Here is a 23,629-nt window from a genome sequence, read left to right on the forward strand (position 1 = left end):
GGCACCTTTTTTATGTGTCAAGCAGCGCCGGATAGGCGAGGAATTTTTCAATATCGCTTGCTGGCAGCGGCTTGGCATAATAAAACCCTTGCAGGTCGTCACAGCCCTGGGCAGATAATAGCTGAGCCTGTGCAAATGTTTCAACACCTTCTGCTATCACTTCGAGAGATAATTGATGTCCCATCGCTATAATAGCCCCTGTAATCTGTTCAGACTTTGAATCACTTAAAATATCCTCTATAAAGGATTTATCAATTTTCAGTCGATGAATCGGTAAATCCTTTAAATAGCTTAATGAGCTGTGGCCTGTACCGAAATCATCAATACTAATGCGGACGCCAAGCTGTTTCAACGACGTTAACACCTGTTTTGATTGCTTGATATTGTCCATTGTCATACTTTCTGTGACTTCAAGCTCCAAGAGTGACGGTTTCAGATCGTATTTTTTCAGTGTCAGCTTGATCAAATCAATTAAGTCTTCAGAATTGAATTGTTTCGCAGATAAATTGACAGCCACAGGGATATTTAGCCCATCGTCATACCACATTTTTGCCTGCTTGCCAGCCGTATCAATGACCCATCTGCCAATATCGATGATCAGTCCTGATTCCTCTGCCAGCTCAATAAAAGCTTCAGGTGACTTTAAGGAACCATCTGGTGCCTTCATTCTCAAAAGGGCTTCAACCCCAGTCATTTTTCTTGTTTTGGCACTGACTTGCGGCTGGTAGTGAAGGACAAATTGTTCTCTTTGAATGGCATCCCTCAGCTCCAGCTCCCGGTTTAACCTGTCCTCACTCAATCTTTCCATGGATTCGGTAAAGAATTCATAACGGCTTTGCTTATGTTTTTTGGATAAATACATGGCCATATCGGCTTTTCTCATCAGTTCCATCCCGTTTTTTCCATTTTGCGGAGAGGTAGCGATTCCAATGCTGATCGATGTAATGAGCTGATGGTTCTGAATGAAAAAAGGACGTTCAAATTGATGGATGATATTTTTAGAAAATTGTTCGATTTTATGTGTATCATGATCCATGTGGGGAAAGATCATTAAAAATTCATCACCGCCAAGTCTTGCGATAAAGCCATTGTCCGGTAAACATTGCGTTAGTCTGTTTGCGGCAGCTTTCAGCAGTAAGTCTCCTATGTTATGACCAAGTGCATCATTAATAATTTTAAAACGATTTAGGTCCAGAAACAGAACCGCTGTTGATGTTTTTGACTTTTCTTGAGCGGAGAGAACATCATTTAAATGATTGATGCCGTGGCGGCGGTTAGGAAGCTCTGTTAGTGCATCATAATGTGCCATCACATGAATTTCTTTTTCTGCAATCCGCTGCTGCGTTAAATCTTTTAAAACAAGATAAATGCTGTCGAGTGAATTGTTCACATGAACAGGTATGTAAGTGACATGATAATAATAAAAACGATCTGCTGCTTTCAGTTCTGCTTCGCGTGTGATGGCCTTTTTTGACTGAGAAATAAATTCTTCCCACAACTCAGTCGGCATCACATATTGGCTGACATCATCACCAATCTTAGAATTGCACAACTCTAAGATTTGTTTACCAGAGTCATTTGCAGAAAGAACCTTTCGATCGACAGATAACACGATAATGCCGTCTATATTATGTTTGATGAGCGATTGAAACCGCTGTTCATTTTCTTTCAGCTGATCTGACTGCGTCATGATCCGGTGATCAATATAGGCACCAAAGATCATCAGCGTTTGAACAATAAGTGTCATCAATCCGATGAAAATCGACAGACTGAATGGTGACATTTCAAGATAGCCGCCTGCAGCAGCCTGTCCATTTGAATGATAAAACATGGTAGAGGCAGCCATACCAGTATAATGCATGCCTGCTATAGCACCGCCCATCAACATTGAACCAAGGCTCTTTAAAAGATAATTCTTCCGTTTACTTTTCATGTGGTCAACACGAAAGAAGAGCTTCAATGAAAAGTAGGAGGCAATGGCAGCGATGAAAAATGAAAGAAAAAAGAGGACTGGATCATAGCTGATTGAGACATTGGCCATTGATTCCATTCCAAGATAATGCATGCTGCAAATAGCTGTACCCATGGTGATTGAACTAATGAACAGCCGTCTTCTAGAGACCTGCTTTTGAATGCATATTGAAAAAGCAATCAAGGATCCGATAAATGAGGCCAAAATCGATAAAATCAGTAAGGACGTATCATATGTAATGCCAACACGCATTTGAAATGCCATCATGCCAATAAAATGCATCGACCATATCCCCATTCCCATGATCATTGCACCAATGAGCAGCCATACCTTTTTCTTTGCACCGCTTGACTGTGCTACCCTGCTGGCTATATGAAGAGCTGAGTAGGAGGCGACAGCGGCGACAGCGATTGACAGAAAGACAAGCCATCCATTGTAGCTTCCTGTTAAATGGGTCATGTAAGAAAACCTCCTGTATCTTAAAACAGACATATACTTAATATATCGGATCGAATGGCTTCTGTGTTCACCTTTCCTTCACTTAAATAAAACAATCAACGTTTTTTTCATCCTTCTTTTATAGTAAAATCAAATTTAATGTAAAAAAACGATGAAAAGTGAATCGTTTCTTCGGTTTTATTCGTTTAATATATGGTGTGATTCTAAAAGAGATAGAATCAGTCAAATGATTATGTGTGAAAGGGATTGATAAACATCGAAGATTTTATTATTTCATTAGCTGATGCCTTTAAGAACTTGTCATACTTTGGCATCTTCCTCGCATTATGCATTGAATTTGTACCTGCTGAAGTGGTTTTGCCTCTTGCGGGTTACTGGGTCTCAGAAGGGGACATGGCCTTTATCGGTGTTGTGGCGGCCGGCTCCATTGGCGGCGTGGCTGGCCCTTTGACCTTGTACTGGTTAGGACGTTACGGCGGCAGACCCTTTTTAAATAAATATGGAAAGTACTTTTTTATAAAACCTGAGTCACTTGATAAATCGGATGCTTTCTTTGAAAAGCATGGCGGATTGGTCGCATTCAGCGGCCGGTTTATACCAGGAGTCAGAACACTGATCTCCATCCCGTGCGGTATTGCTAAGATGAATGTGTGGGTCTTTTGCCTGTATACGTTTTTGGCGATTACACCAATTACGTTTGTATATGTGTATCTTGGGTTTATGCTTGGGGAGAACTGGAAAGAGGTTGGCGCTATGTTAGATCCTTATCTTCTACCAATTGGGATCGGTGTTGTGTTATTGTTTGTTCTGTACCTATTTATAAAACGAAGAAAAAGAAAAACAGAAACGCCAACTGCCTAATCAATGGATCAGAGCAAAAGTCACCTGTTGACAATTCAGAGTCTATTGATTAAGATATAAGTAATCTAAATATTCTAAATCCCGCCAAAGGGGAGTAGCGTCCGGTTTTTACCGGAAACAAAGTCGTCATTACATGGACTGATGTTCATCGGCTTTGTTGGCATGATTCTACATATCACATGTCTAGCAAGACCTTTGCCATTACAGGCAAAGGTCTTTTTTGCATTCATAAGCCTTTGTCTGTTGTGGGACAATAGATAAAAACAAGGAGGAATGATGATGGATGCAGCTATTATTTTAGAGTACGGGTGGGTTCTGCTCGTACTGATTGGATTAGAAGGGATTTTAGCAGCTGATAACGCGCTGGTCATGGCCGTGATGGTCAAACACCTTCCAGAAAAACAAAGAAAAAAGGCACTGTTTTACGGACTTGCAGGAGCATTTATTATGCGATTTGGTTCTCTGTTTCTTATTTCGTTTTTAGTGGATGTGTGGCAAGTTCAAGCCATTGGTGCCATTTATCTTCTTTATATTTCCATTCACCATATTTTAAAATCGCACGTATTTAAGAAAAAGGAAACAGATACAAACATGAAACAAAGCGGCTTCTGGGCAACAGTCGTGAAAGTAGAGCTTGCCGACATTGCTTTTGCTGTAGATTCCATTTTAGCGGCAGTCGCTTTAGCTGTGACACTGCCAAAAACAAGTCTTCCGCAAATCGGCGGACTCGATGGCGGTCAATTTATTGTTATTCTTTTAGGCGGTATCATTGGTCTTGTTATTATGCGATTTGCAGCAACGGTCTTTGTGAAACTGCTCAAAACAAGACCGAGCCTAGAAACAGCAGCATTTGTCATTGTCGGATGGGTGGGTGTGAAGCTCACGCTTTATACACTGTCACATCCAGCCATCGGTGTCGTATCGTCTCACTTTATCCATTCAGCATTATGGAAAGTCATTTTCTGGACAGTGCTTCTCGCAATTGCAGCATTTGGCTGGTTTTTATCAAGTCCATCAAGAAAAGGCGGGCAGGAAAACGAGGAGAAACAAGAGGCACGCCTGGGAGAGTAGGTTTTTTGAAAGAAATATCATTTCATTTTCATAACACGTATATTACAAATAAGGGGGAGATACCCCCTTATTTCTTTGCTTTTAGACGAAACATTGTAAAGTAGATGGTGACATACATGTCATAATTGAGTAACAGGAAATGAATTCCTCATTTCTTCCTTTGCGCTTCCCTCATAAATTAGCTATCATAAATGAGTAATATAGGGAGAACTGAGGTGAAACCATTGCTTAGCCTTTTGTTTAAAAAAGGAAAGAAAAAGCAAACATTAGAGCAGTCGGCTATCAGTATTCAACAAGGTGATATCGAACTGCAAAATGCATTAATAGAGCAATACAAACCATTTGTCGCTAAGACGGTTTCATCCGTTTGTAAACGATATATAGATGAAAAAGATGATGAATTCAGCATAGGCTTAATAGCCTTTAATGAAGCGATAGAAAAATACTCTGCCGAAAAAGGAAACTCACTGCTTGCTTTCGCAGAATTAATTATTAAAAGAAAAGTGATTGACTATATTCGAAAAGAAGCAAGAAATGCGCCAACGGTTCAAATGGACCTGCAAGAAAGTGAGAATGGCGAATACTCTCAAAGCATGATTGAAGCAGAGCTCTCTGCAAATGAATATAGGCGTTTAATTGAACAAGAACATAGAAGAGAAGAGATTGAACATTTTAAAGAACGATTGAAAGTTTACGGTCTCACGTTTCAAGAGCTGCTTGAGCATTCACCAAAGCATGCAGATGCCAGGCAAAATGCCATTAAAGTAGCCCATACACTCGTTGAACACGATGAGCTTAGAACCATTTTATTTCAGAAAAAACAATTGCCTGTCAAACAGCTGGAAAAGCTAGTGGAAGTCAGCCGCAAAACGATTGAGAGAAATAGAAAATATATCATTGCGATGGCGATCATTATGACAGGTGACTATGTGTATTTGAAAGATTACCTTAAAGGGGTGCTTAATTCATGAGAAGAGGCATTATAGTAGAGAAAAACAAAAAATATGTCACGCTGCTGACCCCTGATGGACAATTTCTGCGGACAAAATATGAAGAGCAAAACTATGAAATCGGCCAAGAAGTGACATTTCCGAATGAATCACGTCTCGAAAGAAAAAGAGCCGGTTTTTTTGACCTGCTTCGTTTACGTCCGTTAAATGCAGGAATCCTATCAATAGCAGCGATTATTGTCGTAATTTTTACTATGATGCCATCTTTCTCAAGTCAAAAAGCATATGCGTATATGACAATTGACATTAATCCAAGCTTTGAGCTGAAGCTTGATCACAATTATCAAGTGATCGGTGTCACACCGCTGAATAAAGATGCAAAGCAAGTACTGGCGAGTATGAAGGATTTAGAAAAAAACGACATGACCAAAGTCGTGCAGGAAATTATAGATGACTGTGACAAAAAAGGATATGTGAACAATTCTAAAAGTATTTATATTTCAACCGTTTATGAAAACAAGCAGGACAATACATATAAAACAAACGTAAAAAGCAAAATTAACACCATTTCTGGTGAATATCAAAAACGCAATTATAAGCTGGAAACTGTGGAAAGTGACCTGGAAACAAGAGAAAAAGCTCAAAAGGCAGGCATTTCAACAGGAACATATATTAGAAATCAAGAAATGCAAAATAAAGAACATGAAGACATCAAAAAGGATGAAGACGCAGCAGAGAACGATGCTGTGAAGGAAGAAGATCCTAAGAAACATGAAGAAGAACAAGCAGATAAAGACAAACAAGAAGACGTAAAGACAGACGATAGCGAAGAGATGCAGCCAGATCAAGAGGCTCCTGAAGCTGAGCACAAAGAGCAGAAGGAGGCAGAGAGGGAAGAGCAAGGATCTGTTCAAAAGCCTCAAAAACCTGATAATGAAAGCAAAGACAGCAACATAAAGGAAGAAAAGGATCATTCTTTCGATAAAGAGCAAAAAAAAAATCACTCAACTGATCCTGATGAAAGAAGACACTGGAACGGTACATCACGTGGTGATGCAGAAAAACACGCAAAAAAAAACAGCAGGGATCAGAACAATCCATCCGCTGAACAAAAAAGAGAACATGCAAAGCAAAAAGGGAAAGGTGCACCGTTTCCTTATCGCGAGAACCGGCATGAGCACACATATCAACAATAAAAAAACGCCAGAATAGCTCCGGCGTATTTCACCATGTCATGATTTAGATTGATTACCCATTTGTGATTGAGCCTGTTGAACGAGTCTTTTTGTGATTTCACCGCCAACAGAACCGTTTGCACGTGAAACTGTATCTGAACCGAGAGTGACGCCAAATTCTTGAGCGATCTCGTATTTAAATTGATCTAAAGCTTGTTCTACTCCAGGAACAAGAAGTTGATTTCGATTTGCCATGTTCGTATTCCTCCTTTCACCTCATGTTTGTTGCGCCTTCTTATTTTGAAAAAAAAGCCGTACAATTATGCTGGCAATTGCTGTACAAAAAACCGAGATGATGAAGGTCACCTCGGTTCTTATTTATCCCTTATTCAGCTGCAGCGTATTATACATCATTTCTTGAGCTGTACTTTGCAAATGAGAAGTAAAGACAGAGAAGACGGTAGAACTGATAATCCCTTTAATCAAATTCCATTGGCTCTTCGTCAATTCTGTAAACTCGTCATGAAGCTTGTCTGTCTGCTCCTCGGTTATTTCTCGTAAATTTGTTTCCTTTAATGGAAATTGTGTATGGTGATAAATAAAATCAAGGACGTGCGCATATGCTTCATAAAAACGGATTGGACTAATAATATCATCTGTTCGATCTGTGATGGTGTTAAATAAGGCAGATAAGATCATACGTATGGTATCGAAGTCAAAAACTGATTTTAAATCCCTGACAATTAATAAAATAACGACCTGATCAATAGAGTACTTCTTGCCAAGCTCTGGATGGCCAATCATATCTTTAATATCACGTTTGATCCAATTTTGGATCGCCGTCGATTTAAGAGAAGTCAGCTCACACAAGTTGCCAAGCTCAACAATTTCATTTGTAGAAAGACCATGCTCTGATTTTTGCTTCCGCCGTTCAAGCTTCTCAAAAAAAGACGGGATCTTTAATTCATCATAGTCATGATCCTTGCCATTTTTTACAGATAGTTTCAAAAGCTGAAGCGGAGTCAGATCTCCCTCTCCTTTTAGAGAATACAGAAGTCTTGTCATGTCAATTCTCGTTAATTTAAAAGTAACCATGTTCCACCTCATTTGTACGTCAAAACGTGATTATTGATCTAATTCAACATCATAGTCTCTTTTTGATGAAAATGCAAAATAAACTCAAAATCAGACCTGTGCGTCACAATTTGTTCACTTTTCTGCTGGGGCAAATGTCGTAAATATTGATGTGACGGAGCTTTAGCCGTTATGATAAACAAAGAAAGTGATTCCTTTTTCCTTGCAATTTGAGACGTTTATTTTTATAATTTTATTAATAAGTTCATTTGAACTTAATATGACAGCGGAGGTTATGTATGGGTAAGAGAATATTTCTGTTTATATTAACGAACATTCTTGTTATCACTACGATTGGTATTGTACTGTCGGTTATTAGTGCAGCAACTGGTGTTGGTTCTTATATAGGAGCAGACGGAAGACTTAATATCCTTTATCTTCTTGTATTCAGTGCAGTTGTTGGTTTTGTTGGCTCGTTTATGTCACTTGCAATGTCTCGCTGGATGGCAAAAATGATGATGGGTGTACGCGTGTTAAACCCAGAAAAGGATTCATTAACATATGATGAGCAGCAGCTTGTTGACCGCGTGCACAGACTTTCAAGAGCAGCAGGCCTTTCTAAAATGCCTGAGGTTGGTATTTATCAATCATCTGAAGTAAATGCTTTTGCAACAGGTCCTTCTAAGAGAAGATCACTTGTTGCGGTATCAACTGGATTGCTTCAGGAAATGGATGATGCAGCAGTTGAAGGTGTAATCGCCCACGAAGTCGCTCACGTTGCAAATGGTGACATGGTGACCATGACGCTGCTTCAAGGAATTGTCAACACGTTTGTTGTGTTCCTTTCAAGAATTGCGGCATGGATCGCTAGCCGTTTTGTTTCACGCGAAGAGCTTGTGCCGATTGTTCATTTTATCGCTGTGATTGTTTTCCAAATCATTTTCTCTATCCTAGGAAGCCTTGTCGTGTTTGCATATTCTAGACACCGTGAATTCCATGCAGACCGCGGCGGAGCCGACCTTGCAGGTAAAGATAAAATGATTCATGCGCTTCGTTCACTTGAGGCGTACACGTCAAGAATCAAAGATGATGATCAAACAGCAGTCGCTACACTTAAAATCAGCGGTAAACGAAAAGCTTCTCTTTTCTCAACACACCCTGATTTAAACGAAAGAATCAGAAGACTAGAAGCAAAATAAGAAAGAGGAAAAAGACATTCTTTAACAGGATGTCTTTTCTTTTTGATGAAAAAGAAAATAAAGCATAAAATAGCTTTAAAATCATGTCTCTTTTCATTAAAATGATAAAGGTATTCGAAAAGATAGATAAAAGAAGGAATGACAATGAATCCTATAAAAAAGCTAATTGACCGGCTGTCAGCTTTTCAGTTGATTGCCCTTTATTATTTTCTTGCTGTGACCGTGTCGTTTATTCTTCTCAGCCTGCCAGTGGCTCATCAAGAGGGAGTCAAATGGACATTCATTGATGCCTTGTTTACAGCGGTGAGTGCTGTAAGTGTTACAGGACTGACTGTTGTCGACACCTCACAAACATTTAGTGTGGCAGGGATGTGGATCCTTGCATTTGTTCTGCAAATCGGAGGCATCGGCATTATGACGCTCGGTACTTTCGTATGGCTAGTTATGCGAAAAAGAATTGGAATTAAAGAAAGAAAGCTTATCATGGCAGATCAAAACCAAAGCAATTTATCTGGAATTGTGAAACTAATGAAGCAGGTCTTATATTTAATTTTGCTTATTGAGTTTGTCGGCGGGCTGATTTTAAGCATGTATTTTCTCAAGTATTACGATGTGCAAGGCGCTTTCTTACATGGCTTCTTCTCAAGTATTAGTGCGACAACCAATGGGGGCTTCGATATTACAGGGAGTTCTCTTATTCCTTACAAAGATGATTATTTCGTCCAGTTTATTACGATGCTGCTGATCATCTTTGGAGCGATTGGCTTTCCTGTGCTCGTGGAAGTGAAGGATTATTTGTTCAATCAGGACCGAAAGCACGCATCATTCTCATTGTTTACAAAAATCACAACGCTCACGTTCGGCGGCCTTGTCGTTGTTGGAGCGATTGGAATCTATGCACTTGAAGCCGGGTTTAGCTTTGTAGGGAAAAGCTGGCACGAAATCTTGTTCTATTCTTTGTTTCAATCGACTGCAACAAGAAGCGGGGGGCTGACAACGTTAGATATTACGCAGCTGACGGAACCGACGCTTTTATTTTTATGTATGCTCATGTTTATCGGGGCTTCCCCAAGCTCTGTGGGGGGCGGCATTCGGACAACTACGTTTGCTCTTAATTTACTTGCCTTGTTTCATTTTGCTAGGGGAAATAAGTCCATTAAAATCTTCAAGAGAGAGCTTCATCAAGCGGATATTAATAAATCCCTTATGGTAACCATGATGGCCTTTATTTTGGTCTTTGGCGCTACGTTCCTGTTATCCTTAACAGAGCATAATACACTTCTTGAAAATTTATTTGAAGTCTGCTCTGCTTTCGGAACAACGGGGCTGTCGCTTGGGATCACCTCAGATCTCACTGTGTTTGGTAAATGTATCATCATGGTGGTCATGTTTATTGGCCGGATCGGCATTCCAAGCTTTTTATATTTAATAGGCCGGAGAGAAAGCGAAGCGAATTATCATTATCCGAAAGAGCGCGTCATTATTGGCTAAACAGCATTCAATTTGAATGCTGTCAGCGTGTAAACAAACCCTCGCATTCGCCCGCAGTTCTGCGCTCCGGTACTCACGAATGTCAAATTCGCTCCGTTCCGGTGCTCGTCCTTCCTAGACTTAAAAGGTTTTCTATCACGCTGAAATGAAAACAAAGGGCCAAAATGATCTTCATTTTGGCCCTTTGTCAACATCTTACGGCATTCAATTCGAATGCTGTTTTTTTATTTCCATTATCTAACTGTCTAAATCACATGGGATGTTCGCAATCTATAGGTAAGAGGTGAACGAGACGTGCTGGATGTGTTATGGAAAGCAATTGTCATGCTGCTAGTTGGTACCTTGCTGCTGAGAATAGCAGGGCCTAAATCGATTAGTCAATTAACTGTACAACAAACAGTCATCATGATTTCAATCGGATCGATTATTATCCAACCCTTTATTGAGCATAATTTACTTGAAACCATTTATGCAGCTACCATCTTTATTGTGGCACTTGTCATTATGGAGAAGCTGTCGATTCAATCGGATTTTTTTGAAAAATTGCTTTCAGGCAAATCGGTCGTGATTTTACAGGATGGCCAAATGCTTGATCATAAGCTGAAGAAAACAAGGCTCACAAGGGACGAATTTAAAATGCGTTTAAAGCAGCAAGGCATCACTGACATCAGCTGTCTCAAAAAAGCCACGCTAGAAGCCAATGGGCAAATTGGCTATGAGTTAAAACCTGAGGAAAAGCCAGTGACGGTCAAGCAAATGAAAGAACTCCTTGACCAATTAAGAGAAGAACTAAACCTGTCAAAAAAGGACTGAATGCAGATGAAAAGAAAAGCAGCGAAAAATGAAGCATTAACAAATAATATGACGCCGACAGAAAGTATGGCACATGATCAAGGACAAACTCAATTTGACGAACAATCAAGAGATCGTCAGGCAAACCGAAATTCTCATAAAGGGAAACAAGGGGGAGCATCTCGTGACTAAGAAGCATATGAAGAGCAAAGAGATGAAGGACCATAAAAAGCCAATGGACCCAGATATTTTAGAAGAGGAATTTGGCAGTGAGCTTGGAGATATTAACAGCAGCAAATGGATTGATACATTGGTGAAGCCAAAGAAAGACGATGCATGTCAGCAGAATAAGAAATAGAAAAAAACGATCCATGAAGGATCGTTTTCAGCGTGTAGACAAACCCTCGCATTCGCCCGCAGTTCTGCGCTCCGGTGCTCACGAATGTCAAATTCGCTCCGCTCCGGTGCTCGCCCTTCCTAGACTGCAAAGGTTTTCTATCACGCTGAAAGGAAGACAAAGGGCTAAAATAAAGATCATTTTAGCCCTTTGTCAACAATCTGAAACGATCCATGAAGGATCGTTTTTTATTTGATATAACTCCCTTGCCTGCCGGTGATCGTTCGCATGAGATTGGTCATTTTGAGCTCGATCACTGGCTGTGCAACGGTTTTGACAAAAGTGCTAGACAGGGTAAAGGTTAACAGAATGGTCAGCAGCAATAAAATGAGTACACTTGCTGCATTTAGCGCCCAGTCATCAAACCAAGTGGTTCTTAGTAGCTTGATCACAAAGCCGTGTAATAAATAAACATATAACGTTCTTGTTCCCCATTTTGTAAAGAAGAAACGGCGTGTTGGAACTAATGCAAAGAAGCTGAAAGTAGCGCCAAATGCAAGCAAATACCATGCCATTCGTTTCATTGCCGCAATCATTCCTTCATCCCCAAGAGAAGCATACGACTTTGAGCCAAATAAGAAGGAATAATCAAATTCATAGAAGTAGCAAAACAGGAACACAGCCATTAATACAAAAAGTGCTGCCAGCTTTCCTTTGCTTGTACGGATGAATTCAAAATGCTGCTTTTTTAAATAGAATCCAGCTAAAAACATAGGCAAAAAGACAAACGTACGTGATAAGCTGAGTGTATCGCTGATGCTGTCCACATAACCGACGAGTAAAGCAATCGATAAACTGACGATCATCGCCCAGTGAAACGGCAGTTTTGAAAAAGGAATGAGCAGCAAATTCCAAAAGAATAAACTAATTAAAAACCATAAGGACCATTGTGGGTCAATTGGATTTAAATTGGCCATGCTTTGATCCTGCAAGAGATAATAGTAAACCGAATAGATCACCTGAAAGATTAAATATGGGATGATCAGCTTAACGGCGACTTTTTTCATAAAGCCCGGTTTTCTAAACCCTTTTGCAAAAAAGCCAGAAACTAAAATAAAGGCGGGCATGTGAAAGGTATAAATAAACTTGTATAAATAGAGCATCCAGTCATTATCATGAATGAATGATCGTAACAAATGACCAAAAACAACTAGAAAAATCAGAAGGAATTTCGCATTATCAAAATAACTATCTCGTGAAGATGCCATAACATCACCTTTCCTGCTCGATTTCAAACATAAATGTTCTAAGTGCACTGTTCCCTTATTTGCCTCATTCTAAAATACATTTTCGCTCAATTCGCTATTTGAAGTGAAATTGTAGAATGGTTGTAAAAGAAGCGTAAGAAAAGTGAACCGTTATACAATCCTGTCATCCAAATGAAATAAATGAGACAGTCTTCGTGTAAAAAGTTATCTTTTTTTATGAGTCGAATGAAGGAACAATGAAAATATTGTAGAAATATTGTAGAGGAATGAGGCTGGAAAAGGAGTGTAAGAGAATGACTGAAACGCTCGATGGCAATAGGTTAACCCCTGCGGGAGATATCAGAAAATTAGAAAAAGAGAACGAATATTTGCGAACTGAGTTAATGCAGCAAAAAATGCTATTAAATAAGACGCTAGATGCCATTTTTATATTTGATCAGCACCTCAACATCATCCAAGCCAACGAAGCAACATGCAGGCTTGTCCAGACACCGAAAGAAGACCTCCTCAATAAATCCGTTCTAGATTTCCTATACGGCATCCCGAAAGATAAAATTGAATGCTCACTCGATCTATTTTTTCGAAAAGGTACGTTAAAAAGAGAGATCTCCATTCAGCTGGAAAATGGTGAGACAAAATACATTGAATTTGTCGCAGAGCACGATACCATGAGTCAGCAATATATTGTGGTCATGCGAGATATTTCTTCAAAGAAAATATTAGAACGAGAACGCTCCATGAATGAGCAGCTGTTCAAAGATTTGTTTGACCGAGCCATTGACGGGATGGTCATTTTTGATCAGGATGGCTGCATGATTGATGCGAATCATTCTTTTTGTCAGAGCTTTGAGCTGCAAAAGACTGATTTAACCGATCGCTATTTACATGAATTTGTCGAAGAAGAAAATCTTCCCGCCTTGCAGCATCTTTTAACGTCACTTAAAGAAACAGGGAAAGCAAAAGGGGAGCTTCCTGTTACCCTTCAATCTGGCCAGCAAAAATTATTTGAACTCACCATTACATCAAATGTGATGAGTGGTTTTTATATGTCCATCATGCGGGATATTACAGAAAAAAGACTGATGGAAGAGAAGCTGTTAAAAAGTGAAGAACGCTTTAGAGAAATTTTTGAAAATGCAATGGATGCCATCATCATATGGGCGGACGATGGAGAGATTGTGAAAGCCAATGAATCAGCCTGCCGAATTTTTGAATTACCGATGCACTCGCTGATTGGCAAAAAACTCACCGACTTTCTCGTCAAATCTGATAAGAGATATAGACCAACAAGAAGACGCTATATCAGGAATGATGAAATAAGGGAAGAGCTGTTGTTCAAAATGGCTAATGGACAGTATAAAGAGCTTGAGTTTACTTCAAAGCATGCGGTATTAGAAGGACAGCACTTAACCATTTTACGTAATGTAAGTGATCGAAAAAGAATGGAGCAGGAGCTGCGCGAAAGTGAGCTCAAATTCCGTAAAGTCTTTAATGGCTCAATGGACGGCATTGTTCTTTTTGATAATCAATACCGAATCATTGAAGTCAATCCATCTGCCAGCGAGCTGCTTCAATTGAAGGACGATCATTTAACAGAAATGAATCTTTTCCACATCCTTGCCCCTTATCAAATAGAAAATTTGGCTCAGCCCGCCGAGGCGATGTCATTAGATGAAATGGATAATGAGGTTCCGTTTGTACTGAACCATCCAGATCAGCGTATCCTGGAATTCTCTTTTAAACGCAACATTATCCATAATATGAATTTGGCGATCTTTAGAGATGTGACAGAGCGGAAGGAATTAGAAGAGCGGGTGAGAAAATCAGATACCCTTCATGTGGTCGGAGAGCTTGCCGCTGGAATTGCTCATGAAATTAGAAACCCGATGACAGCATTAAAAGGCTTCATTCAGCTGTTAAAAGGAAATATAGAAGGGGAGTATTCGCTCTATTTTAATGTCATCACATCAGAGCTGAAAAGAATTGAATCCATCATCACCGAATTTTTGATTTTAGCGAAACCGCAAGCCATTGTATATGAAGAAAAAAACGTGGTGCAGATTGTGAAAGACACGATGGATCTTCTGCACGCACAGGCGAATCTTGGCAATGTTCAAATGCATCTCAATGTGCTGGATGAGATTCCGCTCATTTATTGTGAACAAAACCAATTAAAGCAGGTCTTTATTAACATTTTAAAAAATGCAATTGAAGTCATGCCGTGCAAAGGAAATGTCTATGTGAGCATTCAGCGGAAGGGCGAGGAGCATATTGTCATTTCACTGCGTGATGAAGGCTGCGGAATGGCAGAGGATAAGCTAAAGCGTCTAGGTGAGCCTTTTTATACAACGAAAGAAAGAGGAACTGGACTTGGCTTAATGGTTAGTTATAAAATTATTGAAGAGCATCAAGGAACCATTGAGGTAGAAAGTGAGGAAGGCGTAGGAACCGTCTTCCATCTCACGCTGCCACTTAGGCAGCAGAAACAAGAAGGAGAGCAGTAACGTGTATTATACCGTCTATCACGCACCCATCGGGGAATTATACATACTAGAAAAGGACGGTGCCATCATCGAGGTGATGTTTGATGATGAACCGTTTTTAGCAAAAAAGCAGGCAGCGAATCTAAAGCAAGCAGATACGCCTGTCTTACAAGAAGCGAAAAAGCAGCTAGATGAATATTTCAAAGGTGAGCGGCAAGTATTCGATCTCCCGCTCAAGCAAACTGGTTCTCCGTTCCAAGAGCAGGTGTGGGGAGCATTGTCGGCCATACCATATGGTGAATCAAAAAGCTATGCAGACATTGCAGAAGCGATTGGCAATCCAAAGGCTGTAAGAGCCATCGGACAAGCTAACAGACGAAATGCATTACCTATTTTTATCCCGTGTCACAGGGTGATTGGAAAAGACCGGACTCTGACGGGCTATGCAGGATCGAAAACAGACATGAAAGCGGTCCTGCTTGAATTAGAAGGCATCCCATTTGTTCAAAAATAAATCGATTGACCTGTTCCAAATGTTTGTCAAGCGACATATCCTTTTATTAAGCTAAAAAAGTTGGTTGAGGGAAAAAGGAGGGCGCTGGCATGTTTTGGGGCAAAAAAGGCAAAATGTATGCCGTGACGTCACTATGTGTCAAAATGAACGTTTTGACAGAAGAACAAAAAAAAGAAATCTTAACAAAAACGAATCAAGAACCAAAAAAGCGCGGTGCTCTTAAATGACAAGAACACGGCGCTTTTTTGCGATCATTGAGAGATGCTTTCGGCGAAAAGAGCATCAATCTCTTCTGCATAGTTCGATGTGATAATTCCCTTTTCTGTAATGATGCCTGAAATAAGATGATGAGGAGTGACATCAAAGGCGGGATTGAATACCTGAACATCAGGCGGTGCAATGGGGACGCCGTTTAATTCCTTTACTTCCAGCGGGTCGCGCTCTTCAATTGGAATATCTGACCCGTCGCGGGTGGATACATCAAAGGTTGAAAGCGGTGCTGCTACAAAAAACGGAATGTTAAAATGCTTGGCTAGAACGGCAAGACCTAACGTTCCAATCTTATTCGCTGTATCTCCATTACGGGCGATACGGTCAGCTCCAACAATGACAGCAGAAATTTGCTTTTCCTTCATCGTATGGGCTGCCATGTTATCTGTAATGAGCGTCACATCCACGCCGCCTTGCATGAGCTCCCATGTTGTCAGACGAGCGCCTTGAAGAACAGGGCGTGTTTCACATGCATAAATGTGAAGATCAAGATTTTTCTTTTTGGCTAAATAAAAGGGAGCAAGGGCTGTTCCATACCGGCTCGTTGCGATGGAGCCTGCATTACAAATGGTCATGATACGGTCACCTGATTTAAAGAGCTGAAGTGCATTTTGACCGATTTGTCTGCATGTTTCTTCATCTTCTATTTGAATTTGAATGGCTTCATGCACAAGGTCTGTTTTGGCTGCATTCACTGATGCTGCACGCTGAATGCGCTGCAGCAGCCGGTCTAATGCCCAGGCGAGGTTCACAGCGGTTGGACGAGCACTGTTTAAATATTCTTTGATTCGAATGACTTCTTGTTTAAAAACATCCAATTCTTCTGTTTCAATTGCTTGTGCACTAAGCGCCAGCCCAAAAGCTGCTGTAATGCCAATCGCAGGCGCTCCGCGTACTTTTAATGACACAATCGCATCATACACATCTTCTTTCGTATATAAATGCTCAAATACGGTTTCGGTTGGTAATTTTTGCTGATTTAAAATGTTAATACGGTTTTCTTCCCATTCGACAGAACGGGGGACTTCAAATTCTTTTGACAAAACCCGTCACTCCTTTACAGATGGCTGGAATAATGCGACGAGGTCAGACGCTGTTTCCACTGCATGATATTGTTTGATAAATGTTTTTCCAAGTGTCAGTGCTGCTTTTTTCTGCTGAATCCGTCTAGTTGGTGATGGAATTGCATCAAGGTCAGCGGCATGAGCAAGACCAATTGTTCGGCGGACAAGCTCACAGCCGGCAAAGCCTGTTGCTTCTTTTAAAATCCGGTCAAACGTTGTTTCTAAAAAGCTGTCCGATACACTAAACGCTTCAATGCTGTCCTCTTTCCAAGCTTTTGTGAACACTTCTTTGAAGGTTGCCCATACATTGACGACATGGTTAAAAAGGTGCTGCTGCTCGTGTTCATTCTCGCGAGATAAAGCATTCAGGAACAGATTGGCGATAAAGTGGCCGATATCGAATCCGAAGGGACCGTAAAACGCGAATTCTGGATCAATGATTTTCGTTTCAGTTTCATTTGCAAAAATACTGCCTGTATGAAGATCTCCATGAACCAATGTTTCAGCTGATGTCAGGAAGATACGCTTTAATTCTGCTGCCCTAGCTTGCACTTCAAGATCTGCCCAAAGCGCTTCTGCAAATTCTCTTAATTCTTCTTCGAAGTCATTTGTTTCACTATCGAAGAAAGGGTCTGTGAAGACGAGTTTTTCTGTGATATCACACAGGTCAGGGTTCGTAAATTGCTTCACAAATTGTTTTTTGATTTTAGGATTTGTAGCAAAGTCAGATGTGTAAAAAAGTGTTTTTCCTAAAAATTCTCCAACATGATCAGATAAATGCGGATATTGTTTTCCGGCAATTAGCCCTTTTCTGACGATTTCTAAGTGGGAGAGATCCTCCATGGCTGTCACTGCAAGAGCTGTATCTGAATAATAGACTGCTGGTACAAGGTGAGGCGCATATTCTGACTGCTTGATCAGGGCGGCACTTTCAATTCTTGCCCGGTCTAATGTAAGCGGCCAGCTCTCCCCTACCACCTTTGCATAAGGCAGCGCCTGCTTGATGATCAATCCTTTTTCTTGTTTGTGATCATAAATATGAAAGACGTAATTTAAATTCCCGTCACCGATTTCAGTACATGTCAAATGACTGCTTTCTTGGATCAAGCCAAGTCTAATTGCGAGTGCAACTGCCGAGCTTTCTGTTAGTTCTTCATATGATGCCGTAAGTGTAACCAATTGCTTCCCCTCCAAATCATATAAAAAAGCCTCTTTCTCCTGAGAGAAAGAGGCTTGATGGTGTGTATGCTCAAAGCCTCTCTTATCTCTCAGCACATACGTCTGATGGAATTAGCACCGTGCCCTATAAGACAATTGTCTTGGCGCGTTACTTGCTGCGCCCCACTTCACAGTGGTATTAACGGTCGGTTGCTGTTGGGGTCAAAAGGCCAAATCCCTCGCCCAACTCTCGATAAGAGAAATCAATATGTAATTGTTTCGTGTCTGATTGCATTTCTTAATTCAAGATATTATCAGAGCTGCGCTTTACATGTCAATCTTTTTTCAAAATTGCTTTACAATTCATAAAACAATCCATTACAGTGATTGTATTGTCACGTAACTTGAATAGAAGGTGAAGAAATGGAATTCCAGCAATCAGATGTGTTGAAACAATTACCGAAACAATTTTTTGCGTCCCTTGTCCAAAAGGTGCAGAAAAAAGTGCAGGAAGGGGCAGATATCATTAATTTGGGGCAGGGAAATCCTGATCAGCCAACTCCTCCGCACATTGTAAAAGCCATGCAGGAAGCGGTAGCAAAACCTGAAAATCATCAATACTCCTCATTCCGTGGAACAGCGAAATTAAAAAAGGCTGCTGCCGCTTTTTATGAAAGAGAATATGGGGTCGCACTTGATCCAAAAACGGAAATTGCGATTTTATTTGGCGGGAAAGCAGGGCTTGTTGAGCTGCCGCAATGTCTGCTGAATTCGGGTGATACGCTTCTTGTCCCTGATCCTGGTTATCCTGATTATTGGTCAGGCGCTGTGCTTGCTGGAGCGCATATGGTAACCATGCCACTTCTTGAAAAAAATGATTTTTTACCTGACTACGATTTGCTGCCTGAAGATGATAAGAAAAAGGCAAAATTAATGTATTTAAATTACCCCAACAATCCGACGGGGGCTACGGCAAGCCGTGCATTTTTTGAAGAAACCGTTACGTTTGCGAAAGATCACGAGCTATGTGTAGTCCATGATTTTGCATATGGCGGCATTGGATTTGATGGAGAAAAGCCGCTCAGCTTTCTGCAAGTAGAGGGAGCGAAAGAGACGGGAATAGAAATTTACACATTATCTAAAACGTACAATATGGCAGGGTGGAGAGTAGGATTTGCAGCAGGAAATTCGTCTGTTATTGAAGCGATTGAGCTTTATCAGGATCATCTGTTTGTCTCGCTGTTTAAAGCCACTCAAGATGCAGCAGCGGAAGCGCTATTAAGCGATCAAACGTGCGTGCAGGTGCAAAATGATCGATATGAGAAAAGGCGGAATGTGTGGATGGCTGCCTGCAAAGAAATTGGCTGGGAAGTCAGTGCACCAAAGGGTTCATTTTTTGCTTGGTTAAAGGTGCCGGAAGGATATACATCTGAAGCCTTTTCTGACTTATTATTAGAGAAGGCACATGTTGTTGTTGCGCCAGGCAATGGCTTTGGTGCTCACGGTGAAGGGTACGTGAGAGTAGGGCTTCTAACAAGTGAGGAGCGGTTACAAGAAGCCGCTCAGCGCATCGCTGCTTTGAAGCTGTTTGAAAAAAAGCCATTGACAACATAAAAAAATGGTGCGATAATTCAGGCAATATTTAAGAAAATTGAATATTCTTATCAAGAGTAGGCAGAGGGACTAGCCCAATGAAGCCCGGCAACCGACTTCCATGAAGCACGGTGCTAATTCTTGCAGCAAGCGCTGAGAGATAAGATTCGGATGAATGACACGAAACAACCTCTTTAAGGCGCTCATGAAGCACTTGAAGAGGTTTTTTTATTGAACATATGCATGACGCAATCGAAAGGGGATTCCTAGTGAGTGAATTACTGGCAACATACGTATTAACACATCGAGAGGATGAACAAATAAATCGAAAAGCGGAGCAGATCGCGCTTGGTTTAACAGTTGGATCATGGACGGATTTGCCGCAGCTCAAAAAGGAGCAGCTTCAAAAGCATAAAGGCCGAGTTGAAAAAGTATTAGAAAAGGCTGTTCCAGCCGAAAATGGCCTTTATCAATCAGAGGTGACCATTGCTTATCCTGAGGCAAACTTTTCAGCTGATTTACCAGCTGTTTTTACGACGATTTTTGGAAAGCTTTCACTAGACGGAAAAGTGAAGCTAGTCGATATCCAATTTTCTGAAGAATTTAAAAAAAGCCTGCCAGGACCTGTATTTGGAATTGATGGCATACGAAAAAAGGTAAATGTGTTTGATCGTCCATTATTGATGAGTATTTTTAAAGGCGTTATCGGCCGTGATATGCAGGATTTAAAAGAGCAGCTCCGCTTACAGGCATTAGGCGGGGTTGACTTCATCAAAGACGATGAAATTTTATTCGAAAGTCCATTAGCCCCTTTTGAAGAGCGAATCAAAGAAGGAAAAGCGATTTTAAAAGAAACCTATGAAGAAACAGGACACCGCACACTGTATGCTGTCAATTTAACGGGCAGAACCTTTGACCTGAAGGATCGAGCGAGAAAGGCCGCTGAACTTGGGGCAGATGCGCTCTTATTCAATGTCTTTGCATACGGCCTTGATGTCATGCAAAGCCTAGCTGAGGACCCAGACATTCCACTGCCGATTATGGCGCATCCCGCTGTGAGTGGTGCTTTGACATCCTCTCCTGAATATGGATTCTCGCATTCTCTTCTTTTAGGCAAATTAAATCGATATGCTGGCGCTGATTTGAGCCTCTTTCCCTCACCTTATGGGTCGGTTGCTCTTTCGAAAAAAGATGCCTTTGGAATCTATGAAGCTTGCGTAAAAGAGGATACGGTTCAAAAAACATTCCCTGTCCCGTCAGCAGGCATTCATCCAGGAATGGTTCCAGTATTGATCAAAGATTTTGGAATTGATCATGTGATAAATGCAGGTGGAGGCATTCACGGACATCCGCGGGGAGCCATTGGCGGAGGGAAGGCATTTCGTTCGATCATTGATGCCGTGATTCACGAAGAGTCCATCCGAGATAAGGCGGCTTCCTGCCAAGACTTAAAAGCGGCACTTGATCTTTGGGGAAGGGTAGCAGAATAATGAAAAAACCAATTGTATGCTGTGATTTTGATGGAACAATTACAAAAAATGATAATATCATCCGCATCATGAAACAGTTTGCACCAAGTGAATGGACGAAGCTGAAGGATGGTGTCCTGTCAAAGGAAATCACCATTCAAGAAGGCGTCGGGCAGATGTTTCAATTACTGAAAAGTGATCAGAAGGATGCTATTCAATCATTTATTTTAGAGGATACAGAGATTCGAGAAGGATTTAAGCAATTTGTCGATGAGGTAAAAAAAGCAGATATTCCTTTCTATGTACTTAGCGGGGGGATGGACTTTTTTGTCTACCCCATCCTCGAAGGCATTGTCGATCGAGACGATATTTATTGCAACCATGCATCATTTGTGGAAGGCCATATTCAGATTGAATGGCCGCATGCCTGCGATACGCCATGTCAAAATGGCTGCGGATGCTGCAAGCCCTCAATCATTCGAAAGCTGACTCATGAGGATGACTTCATCATCATGATCGGAGATTCAGTGACTGATGTGGAGGCGGCGAAGCATGCGGATCTTACGTTTGCGCGCGACTACTTGCTCAATGAATGTCAAGAGCTCGGCCTCGTACACAAGGAATATGACACATTTATTGATCTACAAGCGCAATTTGTTCAAATAAAGGAAGTGAAGGAATGGCAGACGCAAAGAGCAAACGCTGGCAGGAGCTAGCAGACGTTAAACGTGAACTGGCTCAAAGAGATTGGTTTTTCGGAACAAGCGGTAATTTATCGATCAAGGTGTCGGATGATCCAATCACGTTTTTGGTGACGGCAAGCGGCAAAGATAAACGAAAAGAAACAAACGAAGATTTTGTGCTAGTAAATGCGGCAGGCCAGCCCCATGATCCGAACGAGCCGCTTAGACCATCAGCTGAAACACTGCTTCACACGTACGTATATGAACGGACGAAAGCAGGCTGCTGCCTCCATGTCCATACAATCGATAATAATGTGATGTCAGAGCTGTATGGGGATAAGGGAGAGATTCGTTTTAAAGGCAACGAAATCATCAAAGCGCTTGGTTATTGGGAAGAGGATGCAGAAGTGTCGATTCCGATTATTGAAAATCCAGCTCATATTCCGAAGCTTGCAGAGCAATTTGCCAAACATCTGACACTAGAGGCGTCATCTGGTGCTGTACTCATTCGCAATCATGGTATTACAGTCTGGGGAAAAACAGCCTTTGAAGCAAAACGAGTATTAGAAGCATATGAATTTTTATTTAGCTATCACTTAAAATTAGCGCTTTATCAACAGCAGCTTGTAAGATAAAAAGGAGGAAAAACACATGGCGACGATTTTGATTCATAATGAAGAGAACACATTACTTGAAAGCGAGCAAGAGGTAGCAACATATTTGGAAAACCAAGGGGTCATTTATGAGCATTGGGATATTGAAAAGCTGCCAAACCGTTTATCAGAAAAGTATGATTTAACCGATGAGGAAAAGGAAGAGATTTTGACTGTTTTCCAAAAGGAAATCCAAAGTATTTCTGAAAAAAGAGGGTACAAAGCGCAGGATGTCATTTCATTATCTGATGCCACGCCAAATCTTGATGAGCTGCTCCAAAACTTTAAACGTGAGCATCACCATACAGATGACGAAGTACGCTTTATTGTGAGCGGGCACGGAATCTTTGCTATTCAAGGCAAGGATGGCGTCTTTTTTGATGTGAGATTGAATCCAGGTGATTTAATTTCTGTTCCGCCAAACATTCGTCATTACTTTACACTTCAAGAGGATCGCAAAGTGGTCGCAGTTCGCATATTTGTCACAACTGAGGGCTGGGTGCCGATTTACGAGGAAGAAACGGTTTAATGATAGAGCTGATCATTCCGCATGAGGCGGAAGATCAGCTTTTTTTTAGGAAATTAGACATAAAATGAGAAAGAAAATAGTTGATTTTGATCTTCTGCATAGGATAAAATTCTGTTTAATCAATGTGTCAGTCCTGTCCAAATTTGAAGTTTACCCCCAAATTTGATTGGGTAAAAGGTCTTTAGGCTGTAAAAAATTAAATAAAATAAGCATATTTAATTTAATTTACAAATAAAGTATAATTTTGGTGTCGGATCATTTTGAGCATAGACAGTCGAAATCATTGCGGGAGCTGAGATCATGAATATTTACGTAAGGAAAGAACAATTGCTGATGTCCATTGATGAGAAGAGAAAACAAATGGTAGAAGCTGCTCAAGTGGAAGGTTACACTGGTGAGAAGACAATTAAATATAGTCAAGAACTGGACAACCTGATGAATGAGTATCAGCATCTTCTTTTTCATGAGAAACAATCTGCCCCCTCCTTTCATGATCTTGTGTCTCAAATGAGTCTTTTATCTGTGAACCGCCCCTCTTATTGACATGAAAAACCGGTCTTGCAT

General features: G+C 40.8%; 23 protein-coding genes, 1 pseudogene and 3 riboswitches. Of the genes and pseudogenes, 18 read left to right on the forward strand and 6 right to left on the reverse strand.

Annotated elements, in window-relative coordinates:
- Nucleotides 1-10 precede the first annotated feature (10 nt).
- Nucleotides 11-2,431, reverse strand: a complete 2,421-nt coding sequence (locus tag NSQ25_RS06340; RefSeq protein ID WP_326136515.1) for an EAL domain-containing protein — start codon at nt 2,429-2,431, stop codon at nt 11-13.
- Nucleotides 2,432-2,677: 246 nt separating this feature from the next.
- Between NSQ25_RS06340 and NSQ25_RS06345 the strand changes: the two genes are divergently transcribed.
- From NSQ25_RS06345 to NSQ25_RS06360, 4 genes and pseudogenes are all read left to right on the forward strand, one after another.
- A complete protein-coding gene (locus NSQ25_RS06345; RefSeq protein ID WP_034281519.1) occupies nt 2,678-3,292 on the forward strand; it encodes a DedA family protein in 615 nt (204 codons plus the stop codon).
- A 77-nt stretch (nt 3,293-3,369) separates the two neighbouring features.
- A riboswitch (yybP-ykoY riboswitch) is annotated at nt 3,370-3,476 on the forward strand.
- Nucleotides 3,472-4,363, forward strand: a pseudogene (locus NSQ25_RS06350) (TerC family protein). Its footprint overlaps the riboswitch before it by 5 nt.
- Nucleotides 4,364-4,578: 215 nt before the next feature.
- On the forward strand, nt 4,579-5,334 hold the full coding sequence (sigI, locus tag NSQ25_RS06355; protein ID WP_003210952.1) for an RNA polymerase sigma factor SigI: 756 nt from the start codon (nt 4,579-4,581) through the stop codon (nt 5,332-5,334).
- Entirely contained in the window at nt 5,331-6,509 is a 1,179-nt protein-coding gene (locus NSQ25_RS06360; RefSeq protein ID WP_326136514.1) for an anti-sigma factor domain-containing protein, read from the forward strand. Before sigI ends, NSQ25_RS06360 begins: the two co-directional genes overlap by 4 nt.
- 36 nt (nt 6,510-6,545) lie before the next feature.
- Here the strand turns inward: NSQ25_RS06360 and NSQ25_RS06365 are convergent, their stop codons facing one another.
- The gene (locus tag NSQ25_RS06365; protein ID WP_034281522.1) at nt 6,546-6,743 is read right to left on the reverse strand and encodes an alpha/beta-type small acid-soluble spore protein; all 198 of its coding nucleotides are present in this window, start codon (nt 6,741-6,743) and stop codon (nt 6,546-6,548) included.
- Nucleotides 6,744-6,866: 123 nt separating this feature from the next.
- Complete coding sequence (locus NSQ25_RS06370) at nt 6,867-7,583, reverse strand: DUF1836 domain-containing protein (RefSeq protein WP_025092320.1); 717 nt, start codon at nt 7,581-7,583, stop codon at nt 6,867-6,869.
- A 278-nt stretch (nt 7,584-7,861) separates the two neighbouring features.
- Between NSQ25_RS06370 and htpX the strand changes: the two genes are divergently transcribed.
- The 5 genes from htpX (at nt 7,862) to NSQ25_RS06395 (ending at nt 11,402) form a co-directional block, all read left to right on the forward strand.
- The gene (htpX, locus tag NSQ25_RS06375; RefSeq protein ID WP_041116432.1) at nt 7,862-8,761 is read left to right on the forward strand and encodes a protease HtpX; all 900 of its coding nucleotides are present in this window, start codon (nt 7,862-7,864) and stop codon (nt 8,759-8,761) included.
- 144 nt (nt 8,762-8,905) lie between these two features.
- Entirely contained in the window at nt 8,906-10,252 is a 1,347-nt protein-coding gene (locus NSQ25_RS06380; protein ID WP_080701186.1) for a TrkH family potassium uptake protein, read from the forward strand.
- Nucleotides 10,253-10,546: 294 nt separating this feature from the next.
- Nucleotides 10,547-11,065 (forward strand): YetF domain-containing protein, encoded by a 519-nt coding sequence (locus NSQ25_RS06385; protein WP_046310749.1) that lies wholly within the window; start codon nt 10,547-10,549, stop codon nt 11,063-11,065.
- Nucleotides 11,066-11,071: 6 nt separating this feature from the next.
- The gene (locus tag NSQ25_RS06390) at nt 11,072-11,236 is read left to right on the forward strand and encodes a hypothetical protein (protein WP_087975542.1); all 165 of its coding nucleotides are present in this window, start codon (nt 11,072-11,074) and stop codon (nt 11,234-11,236) included.
- Entirely contained in the window at nt 11,229-11,402 is a 174-nt protein-coding gene (locus NSQ25_RS06395) for a hypothetical protein (RefSeq protein WP_170825835.1), read from the forward strand. The genes NSQ25_RS06390 and NSQ25_RS06395 overlap by 8 nt, the downstream gene beginning before the upstream one ends.
- Nucleotides 11,403-11,629: 227 nt before the next feature.
- On the opposite strand, the gene NSQ25_RS06400 is transcribed toward NSQ25_RS06395, so the two are convergent.
- Nucleotides 11,630-12,649, reverse strand: a complete 1,020-nt coding sequence (locus NSQ25_RS06400; protein WP_041116436.1) for an acyltransferase family protein — start codon at nt 12,647-12,649, stop codon at nt 11,630-11,632.
- Nucleotides 12,650-12,942: 293 nt separating this feature from the next.
- Between NSQ25_RS06400 and NSQ25_RS06405 the strand changes: the two genes are divergently transcribed.
- The 3 genes from NSQ25_RS06405 (at nt 12,943) to NSQ25_RS06415 (ending at nt 15,873) form a co-directional block, all read left to right on the forward strand.
- Nucleotides 12,943-15,153, forward strand: a complete 2,211-nt coding sequence (locus tag NSQ25_RS06405) for a PAS domain-containing sensor histidine kinase (RefSeq protein ID WP_075622907.1) — start codon at nt 12,943-12,945, stop codon at nt 15,151-15,153.
- Between the two features lies 1 nt (nt 15,154).
- Nucleotides 15,155-15,646, forward strand: coding sequence for a methylated-DNA--[protein]-cysteine S-methyltransferase (locus NSQ25_RS06410; protein WP_081124308.1), 492 nt, complete (start codon nt 15,155-15,157; stop codon nt 15,644-15,646).
- An 89-nt stretch (nt 15,647-15,735) separates the two neighbouring features.
- Entirely contained in the window at nt 15,736-15,873 is a 138-nt protein-coding gene (locus NSQ25_RS06415; protein ID WP_165585032.1) for a hypothetical protein, read from the forward strand.
- Nucleotides 15,874-15,897: 24 nt separating this feature from the next.
- Here NSQ25_RS06415 and mtnA read toward each other — a convergent pair whose 3' ends face one another.
- Together mtnA and mtnK are read right to left on the reverse strand one after the other, a co-directional pair.
- Nucleotides 15,898-16,959 carry an S-methyl-5-thioribose-1-phosphate isomerase gene (gene mtnA, locus NSQ25_RS06420; protein WP_041116442.1) on the reverse strand — a complete coding sequence of 354 codons (1,062 nt, stop codon included), beginning with the start codon at nt 16,957-16,959 and terminating at the stop codon, nt 15,898-15,900.
- A gap of 6 nt (nt 16,960-16,965) precedes the next feature.
- Nucleotides 16,966-18,159, reverse strand: coding sequence for an S-methyl-5-thioribose kinase (gene mtnK, locus NSQ25_RS06425; RefSeq protein ID WP_120207164.1), 1,194 nt, complete (start codon nt 18,157-18,159; stop codon nt 16,966-16,968).
- A 79-nt stretch (nt 18,160-18,238) separates the two neighbouring features.
- A riboswitch (SAM riboswitch) is annotated at nt 18,239-18,398 on the reverse strand.
- A 163-nt stretch (nt 18,399-18,561) separates the two neighbouring features.
- On the opposite strand from mtnK, the gene NSQ25_RS06430 reads away from it, so the two are divergent.
- The 6 genes from NSQ25_RS06430 to NSQ25_RS06455 all read left to right on the forward strand — a co-directional run bounded on the left by NSQ25_RS06430 (nt 18,562) and on the right by NSQ25_RS06455 (nt 23,608).
- Complete coding sequence (locus NSQ25_RS06430) at nt 18,562-19,752, forward strand: pyridoxal phosphate-dependent aminotransferase (protein ID WP_326136513.1); 1,191 nt, start codon at nt 18,562-18,564, stop codon at nt 19,750-19,752.
- Nucleotides 19,753-19,796: 44 nt separating this feature from the next.
- A riboswitch (SAM riboswitch) is annotated at nt 19,797-19,898 on the forward strand.
- Nucleotides 19,899-19,970: 72 nt separating this feature from the next.
- Entirely contained in the window at nt 19,971-21,221 is a 1,251-nt protein-coding gene (mtnW, locus tag NSQ25_RS06435; RefSeq protein WP_196797905.1) for a 2,3-diketo-5-methylthiopentyl-1-phosphate enolase, read from the forward strand.
- Nucleotides 21,221-21,916 (forward strand): 2-hydroxy-3-keto-5-methylthiopentenyl-1-phosphate phosphatase, encoded by a 696-nt coding sequence (locus NSQ25_RS06440; RefSeq protein ID WP_046310758.1) that lies wholly within the window; start codon nt 21,221-21,223, stop codon nt 21,914-21,916. The genes mtnW and NSQ25_RS06440 overlap by 1 nt, the downstream gene beginning before the upstream one ends.
- The gene (locus NSQ25_RS06445) at nt 21,880-22,518 is read left to right on the forward strand and encodes a methylthioribulose 1-phosphate dehydratase (protein ID WP_211042851.1); all 639 of its coding nucleotides are present in this window, start codon (nt 21,880-21,882) and stop codon (nt 22,516-22,518) included. The genes NSQ25_RS06440 and NSQ25_RS06445 overlap by 37 nt, the downstream gene beginning before the upstream one ends.
- Nucleotides 22,519-22,534: 16 nt before the next feature.
- Entirely contained in the window at nt 22,535-23,065 is a 531-nt protein-coding gene (locus NSQ25_RS06450; RefSeq protein WP_101677268.1) for a cupin domain-containing protein, read from the forward strand.
- 300 nt (nt 23,066-23,365) lie between these two features.
- Nucleotides 23,366-23,608 (forward strand): aspartyl-phosphate phosphatase Spo0E family protein, encoded by a 243-nt coding sequence (locus tag NSQ25_RS06455; protein WP_024424676.1) that lies wholly within the window; start codon nt 23,366-23,368, stop codon nt 23,606-23,608.
- Nucleotides 23,609-23,629 lie beyond the last annotated feature (21 nt).

This window comes from Bacillus sp. FSL R5-0512, assembly GCF_038593295.1.
In the GTDB taxonomy this organism is placed as follows: domain Bacteria; phylum Bacillota; class Bacilli; order Bacillales; family Bacillaceae; genus Bacillus; species Bacillus safensis.

Bases quoted from the DNA above. Each gene is read 5' to 3' on its own strand.
- NSQ25_RS06340 (WP_326136515.1), bottom strand. From the start codon at position 2,431: ATGACCCATTTAACAGGAAGCTACAATGGATGGCTTGTCTTTCTGTCA.
- NSQ25_RS06360 (WP_326136514.1), top strand. From the start codon at position 5,331: ATGAGAAGAGGCATTATAGTAGAGAAAAACAAAAAATATGTCACGCTG.
- NSQ25_RS06365 (WP_034281522.1), bottom strand. From the start codon at position 6,743: ATGGCAAATCGAAATCAACTTCTTGTTCCTGGAGTAGAACAAGCTTTA.
- NSQ25_RS06370 (WP_025092320.1), bottom strand. From the start codon at position 7,583: ATGGTTACTTTTAAATTAACGAGAATTGACATGACAAGACTTCTGTAT.
- htpX (WP_041116432.1), top strand. From the start codon at position 7,862: ATGGGTAAGAGAATATTTCTGTTTATATTAACGAACATTCTTGTTATC.
- NSQ25_RS06380 (WP_080701186.1), top strand. From the start codon at position 8,906: ATGAATCCTATAAAAAAGCTAATTGACCGGCTGTCAGCTTTTCAGTTG.
- NSQ25_RS06390 (WP_087975542.1), top strand. From the start codon at position 11,072: ATGAAAAGAAAAGCAGCGAAAAATGAAGCATTAACAAATAATATGACG.
- NSQ25_RS06400 (WP_041116436.1), bottom strand. From the start codon at position 12,649: ATGGCATCTTCACGAGATAGTTATTTTGATAATGCGAAATTCCTTCTG.
- NSQ25_RS06405 (WP_075622907.1), top strand. From the start codon at position 12,943: ATGACTGAAACGCTCGATGGCAATAGGTTAACCCCTGCGGGAGATATC.
- NSQ25_RS06415 (WP_165585032.1), top strand. From the start codon at position 15,736: ATGTTTTGGGGCAAAAAAGGCAAAATGTATGCCGTGACGTCACTATGT.
- NSQ25_RS06430 (WP_326136513.1), top strand. From the start codon at position 18,562: ATGGAATTCCAGCAATCAGATGTGTTGAAACAATTACCGAAACAATTT.
- mtnW (WP_196797905.1), top strand. From the start codon at position 19,971: ATGCATGACGCAATCGAAAGGGGATTCCTAGTGAGTGAATTACTGGCA.
- NSQ25_RS06440 (WP_046310758.1), top strand. From the start codon at position 21,221: ATGAAAAAACCAATTGTATGCTGTGATTTTGATGGAACAATTACAAAA.
- NSQ25_RS06445 (WP_211042851.1), top strand. From the start codon at position 21,880: ATGGCAGACGCAAAGAGCAAACGCTGGCAGGAGCTAGCAGACGTTAAA.
- NSQ25_RS06450 (WP_101677268.1), top strand. From the start codon at position 22,535: ATGGCGACGATTTTGATTCATAATGAAGAGAACACATTACTTGAAAGC.
- NSQ25_RS06455 (WP_024424676.1), top strand. From the start codon at position 23,366: ATGAATATTTACGTAAGGAAAGAACAATTGCTGATGTCCATTGATGAG.